Genomic DNA, 5,179 nt, shown 5'->3' with positions numbered 1-5,179 from the left:
CCGTCCTCGGGCTTGCGGCGCGGCTTGCGCTGGGCGCGGGGCTTGCGCGGCTTGTCCTCGGCGTTCGAGGCACTTTCCGGCGTCTCGACCAGGCCCGCCTCGGATCCGCTGTCGCGCACCTCGAACGAATCGTCGCCCCGGCGGTTGCCCTGGTCGCCGTCGCGGCCGCTCTGGTCCGCGGACTGGTTGCCCTGGTCGGTGCGGTTCTGATCCTGGCGGTTCTGGTCGCCCCTGCCGTCGTCGTTGCCGTCGGATTGCGGCCGGTCGCCCTGCTGGGCGTCACGCTCGGCGCGCTCGCGGTCGCGCTGGGCCTGGCGTTCGCGGTTCTCGCGTTCCTGCTGGTCGCGCTTGGCGTCCTGCTCGCGCTGCGCCTCGGCCAGCATGCGCAGGTAGTGTTCGGCGTGCTGCTGGAAGTTCTCGGCCGCGACGCGGTCGTTGGCCAGCCAGGCGTCGCGCGCCAGCTGGTTGTACTTGTCGATGATCTGCTGCGGCGTGCCGCGCACCTTGCCTTCGGGGCCGCTGCTGTCGAACACGCGATTGACAACGTTGCCCAGCGTGTTGCTGCGGTTGCGGTTGTTCTTGGACCGCGAGCGGGATTTGGATGAACGCATAAGTGTGTAATTCCAGTCCGAGTTTCGACTGTGCGGCGATCGCGAAGGCGCATCGGGCGCCAAGGTCTGCGATCACGGGCTGTTCGGCTTGCCGTCCGACGGGAGGCCTGCGGAGGCAATCCACCGTGCGAACCTCTTCCGTAAATCACACGTGGCAGGCGGAAACAAGGGCAGAACGCAGTGTTGCACGGCTTTGTGCGTATTTTTCGACCCTTACAGGGGTGCGCGGGCCACGACGACCCGGTCGCGGCCGTCCAGATCCCGCAGCACCGCGACCTCCGCCAGCCCGGACGCGGCGAAAAGGCCGGAGACCGCGTCCGCCTGCGTCGGTCCGATCTCGACCATCAGCCGCCCGCCCGGGGTCAGCCACGCCGGCGCGCCCGCGGCGATCGCGCGGTAGGCCGCCAGACCGTCGCCCTCGTCGGTGAGCGCCGCGCGCGGCTCGAAGTCGCGGGTTTCTGGGGCCAGCGCGGGCATTTCGGAAGCTGAGATATAGGGCGGGTTCGACACGATCAGGTCGAAGCGCCCGGTGTCCGCGTCCAGCGCCGCGAACCAGTCGCCCGCGCACAACTCGGCCCGCTCGTCCAGCCCCAGCGCCGCGCGGTTTCGCCCAGCCACGGCCAGCGCGGCCCCCGACAGGTCGCAGCCGATTCCCGTCGCAGTCGCCCGTTCGGCCAGCAACGTCAGCAGGATGCAGCCCGACCCGGTGCCGAGGTCCAGAACGCGCACGAAAGGCGCCTCCAGCGCGGCGGCGATCAGGATCTCGGTCTCGGGTCGGGGGTCGAGGACGTCCGGCGTCACGACGAAGTCGCGCCCCCAGAAGCTGCGCGTGCCGGTCAGGTGGCTGACGGGTTCGCGCGCCGCGCGGCGGGTCACCAGTATCTCGAACGCCTCGGCCGCCGCGTCGGGCACCGGGCCGCCCAGCACCAGCGTCAGCCGCCCCGGTGCCACCCCCAAAGCATGCGCCAGCAGCCGGCGGGCATCGCGGGGCGCGTCCGGAACCCCGGCCGCCTCCAGCCGCCGCACCGCCTTGGCCAGCATCGCCTGCGCCGCGCCAGGCACGGCTCAGTCCTGCATTTCGGCCAGCTGCGCCGCCTGGTGTTCCGAGGTCAGCGCGTCGATGATCTCGTCCAAGTCGCCGGCCATCACCTGGTCCAGCCGATAGAGTGTCAGGCCGATCCGGTGATCCGTCAGCCGCCCCTGCGGGAAGTTGTAGGTGCGGATGCGCTCGGACCGGTCGCCGGTGCCCACCTGCGCCTTGCGCGCATCGGCGCGTTCGGTCGCGGCGCGCTGGCGCTCGGCGTCGAACAGGCGCGCGCGCAGGACCTGCATGGCGATCTCCCGGTTGCGGTGCTGCGATTTCTCGGAGCTCGTCACCACGATGCCGGAAGGAATGTGCGTGATCCGCACGGCGGAATCGGTGGTATTGACGTGCTGCCCGCCCGCGCCCGAGCTGCGCATCGTGTCGATCCGCAGGTCGTTGGGATCGATCGAGATGTCGACCTCGGCGGCTTCGGGGAGCACGGCGACCGTCGCGGCCGAGGTGTGGATGCGCCCGCCGCTTTCGGTCTCGGGCACGCGCTGCACGCGGTGCACGCCGGATTCGAACTTCAGCCGGGCGAAGACTCCGTCGCCGGCGATGCGCACAACCAGCTCACGCAAGCCGCCCAGCTCGGAATGCACCTCTTCGACCACGTCCCAGACCCAGCCCTGCGCCTCGGCGTAGCGCTGGTACATGCGCGCGAGGTCACCGGCGAACAGCGCCGCCTCTTCTCCGCCCGTGCCGGGGCGGATTTCCAGCATTGCCGGCCGCGCATCGGCCGCGTCGCGCGGCAGCAGCGCCAGCTGCACTGCGTGCTCGACCTCGGGCAGGCGCGCGCGCAGCCCCGGCAGCTCGTCCTCGGCCAGTTCGCGCATCTCGGGGTCGGACAGCATCGTCTCGGCCTCGGCGATGTCCTCGCGCAGGCGCTCGAGCTCTGCGATGCGCTCGACCACCGGGCGCAGCTCGGCGTATTCGCGGCCCAGGGCGGCAATGTCGCCACCGCCCTGCGACATGCGCGCCTCGACGTATTCGAGCCGTTCGCGGATCTGCTGAAGTCGGTCCTGGGGGATCATGCCGCGTGGATGGCCCGGCCGCGCCGGGCGGTCAACCCTGCTCCGCCGGTTCGCTCAGCTGATCCAGCCAGCCCTGAACCCGCTTGCGGTTCACGTCCATGTCGGACCGGCCGAAGCGCGAGCGCGCGTAAAGCTCGACGTGATCCTCGCCCATCTGGATGGTGGTGTAGTCGGGAAAGCCCATCCACTTGCTGCGCGTGATGAAGGTTGCGCGTTCGTCTTCGGGGCCGCCGGCCAGAAGCTCGGTCCGCGGGCTTTGCAGGATGATCTGGTTCAGCGCCAGGTAGGTTCCCTCGCCGCCCGGGATGCGCCGCCGCACGCCGTTGGCCAGGTCCTGGTCGGCCGAGACCTGCGGATCGACGTGCCAGGCCCCGGCATCTGACGGGGCCAGCCGGATCCATGCGAACCCGCCGACGATCACGAGGAGAAGGATATAGAAGATCATGCGCAAGGAAGGGTCCACCGCGGTTCTGGAGCCGACGGGCGCGCATCGGGCGCGCCCTGAACCGGCATGACACGGAACGCGACGATTCTGGAAGCCCCGGCGCGATGGTACGCGGGCTTGGGCCTGTCGCGGCTCAGCGCCGCGTCCAGCCCCACAGGCACAGCTGCTCGGTCATCACGTGCGCCGCGGCGGTCGCGGTGATCGCGGCATGGTCGTAGGGCGGAGAGACCTCGACCACGTCGCCGCCCTTGAGGTCGATGCCGGCGAGGCCGCGCAGGATCGCCGCCGCCTGGTGGCTGGCCAGCCCGCCCCAGACCGGCGTGCCCGTACCCGGCGCGAAGGCCGGGTCGAGCGCGTCGATGTCGAAGGTCAGGTAGCACGGCGCGTCGCCGACGATCTCCTTCGCGCGCGCCGCCACGTCGCCCGGCGCGCTGCGATGCACCTCGGGCGCGTCGATGATGTGAAAGCCCAGCGTGTCGGGGTTGTCGGTGCGGATGCCGATCTGGACCGAGCGAGAAGGGTCGACCAGTCCCTCCTGCACCGCCGTGTACAGGAACGTGCCGTGATCGACGCGCGCCGCGTCGTCGTCGGCCCAAGTGTCGGTGTGGGCGTCGAACTGGATCACCGACAGCTTGCCGTACTTCGCCGCTTGCGCCCGCAGGCAGCCCAGCGTCACCGAATGATCGCCGCCGATGGCGAAGCAGGCCGCACCCGCGTCGAGGATCGCACCCACATGCGCCGCGATGCGCGCGGGCACTTCCGAGGGCATCGCGTAGTCGAAGGCCATGTCACCGTGGTCGGCGATGGCGAATTCGCTCAGCACGTCGTAGCCCCAGCCGTAGGGCGCGTCGCAAGGCTGCAGCAGCGACGCCTCGCGCACCGCGCGGGGGCCAAGCCGCGCGCCGGGCCGGTTGGTCACCGCCTGGTCGAACGGCAGGCCCGTCACCGCCATGTCGACGCCGCGCAGGTCCTTGGTGTAGCGGCGGCGCAGGAAGGACGGCGCGCCGGCAAAGACGTTCTCGAAGGACGGCCCCTTCAGGTCGTCGCGGGTAAAGGCGTGGTCGATCTGTTTCTTCGCGTCTTCAAGCGCCACGGCGCACCTCCGTCTCTGCCGCGCCCGTGGTAGGCGGCGCCGCGGGCGGCGTCCAGCCCCGCCCGCTGGACTCCGCGCGCGCCTTGGCCCATCCCTTGGCGCGCGACCCGGCGGAGGCTTCATGACCCACCAAGATTCCGACACGCTGATCCACGACCCCGACGGCGGCCTGCCCCGCCTGCTCGAGATCATGCGCCGCCTGCGCGATCCCGACACAGGCTGTCCGTGGGACCTGGAACAGGATTTCGCCAGCATCGCGCCCTACACGATTGAGGAAGCCTACGAGGTCGCCGACGCGATCGAGCGTAGCGCCTGGGAGGAGCTGCGCGGCGAGCTGGGCGATTTGCTGTTCCAGTCGGTGTTCCACGCGCAGATGGCGGCCGAGCGCGGGCTGTTCGACTTCCACGACGTCGCCAACACCATGGCCGACAAGATGGTCGCGCGGCATCCGCACGTCTTCGGCGACGAATCGCGCGACAAGTCGGCCGAGCAGCAGACCGCCGACTGGGAGGCGATCAAGGCGGCCGAGCGCGCGGGCAAAGCGCAGCAGGGCGTGCTCGACGGCGTCGCCCACGGGCTGCCGGCGCTGATGCGCGCGGTCAAGCTGCAGAAGCGCGCGGCGCGCGTGGGCTTCGACTGGCCCGAGACCGACCAGGTGATCGACAAGATCGTCGAAGAGGCGCAGGAGCTGCGCGATGCGACCGACCCCGATCACCGCGAGGAAGAGTTCGGCGACCTGCTGTTCGTGATGGCGAACCTCGCCCGGCATCTCGACATCGACCCCGAGGCCGCGCTGCGCCGCGCCAACGCCAAGTTCACCCGCCGCTTCGGCGCGATCGAGACCGCGCTGGCCGAGCAGGGCCGCCGCCCCGAGGACAGCGACCTGGCCGAGATGGACGCGCTGTGGGATGCGGC

6 protein-coding genes are annotated in these 5,179 nt (G+C 70.7%); 1 reads left to right on the top strand and 5 read right to left on the bottom strand.

Features of this window, described 5'->3' with window-relative positions; all coding sequences use genetic code 11:
• The 5 genes from ACFDTC_RS08090 to speB form a co-directional block, all read right to left on the bottom strand.
• The coding region (locus ACFDTC_RS08090; protein WP_375258371.1) for a DUF4167 domain-containing protein at window positions 1–611 on the bottom strand (611 nt) is incomplete at its 3' end.
• Window positions 612–824: 213 nt separating this feature from the next.
• A complete protein-coding gene (prmC, locus tag ACFDTC_RS08085) occupies window positions 825–1,652 on the bottom strand; it encodes a peptide chain release factor N(5)-glutamine methyltransferase (protein WP_375258405.1) in 828 nt (275 codons plus the stop codon).
• Window positions 1,653–1,676: 24 nt separating this feature from the next.
• On the bottom strand, window positions 1,677–2,726 hold the full coding sequence (gene prfA, locus ACFDTC_RS08080; protein WP_375258370.1) for a peptide chain release factor 1: 1,050 nt from the start codon (window positions 2,724–2,726) through the stop codon (window positions 1,677–1,679).
• Between the two features lie 31 nt (window positions 2,727–2,757).
• Window positions 2,758–3,171 carry a DUF1499 domain-containing protein gene (locus ACFDTC_RS08075; protein ID WP_375258369.1) on the bottom strand — a complete coding sequence of 138 codons (414 nt, stop codon included), beginning with the start codon at window positions 3,169–3,171 and terminating at the stop codon, window positions 2,758–2,760.
• A 133-nt stretch (window positions 3,172–3,304) separates the two neighbouring features.
• Entirely contained in the window at window positions 3,305–4,264 is a 960-nt protein-coding gene (gene speB / locus ACFDTC_RS08070; protein ID WP_375258368.1) for an agmatinase, read from the bottom strand.
• Between the two features lie 121 nt (window positions 4,265–4,385).
• On the opposite strand from speB, the gene mazG reads away from it, so the two are divergent.
• On the top strand, window positions 4,386–5,179 hold a 794-nt coding region (gene mazG, locus ACFDTC_RS08065; protein WP_375258367.1), incomplete at its 3' end, for a nucleoside triphosphate pyrophosphohydrolase.

The sequence above is a fragment of the Citreimonas sp. genome (assembly GCF_042096055.1).
GTDB lineage: Bacteria > Pseudomonadota > Alphaproteobacteria > Rhodobacterales > Rhodobacteraceae > Citreimonas.
The sequence above is the reverse complement of the archived record's forward strand: the minus strand, read 5'-3'. Positions and strand labels throughout refer to the sequence as shown.

What these genes read in the sequence shown, in the direction of transcription:
- prmC (WP_375258405.1), bottom strand. Translation starts at nt 1,652, where the DNA reads ATGCTGGCCAAGGCGGTGCGGCGGCTGGAGGCGGCCGGGGTTCCGGAC.
- prfA (WP_375258370.1), bottom strand. Translation starts at nt 2,726, where the DNA reads ATGATCCCCCAGGACCGACTTCAGCAGATCCGCGAACGGCTCGAATAC.
- ACFDTC_RS08075 (WP_375258369.1), bottom strand. Translation starts at nt 3,171, where the DNA reads ATGATCTTCTATATCCTTCTCCTCGTGATCGTCGGCGGGTTCGCATGG.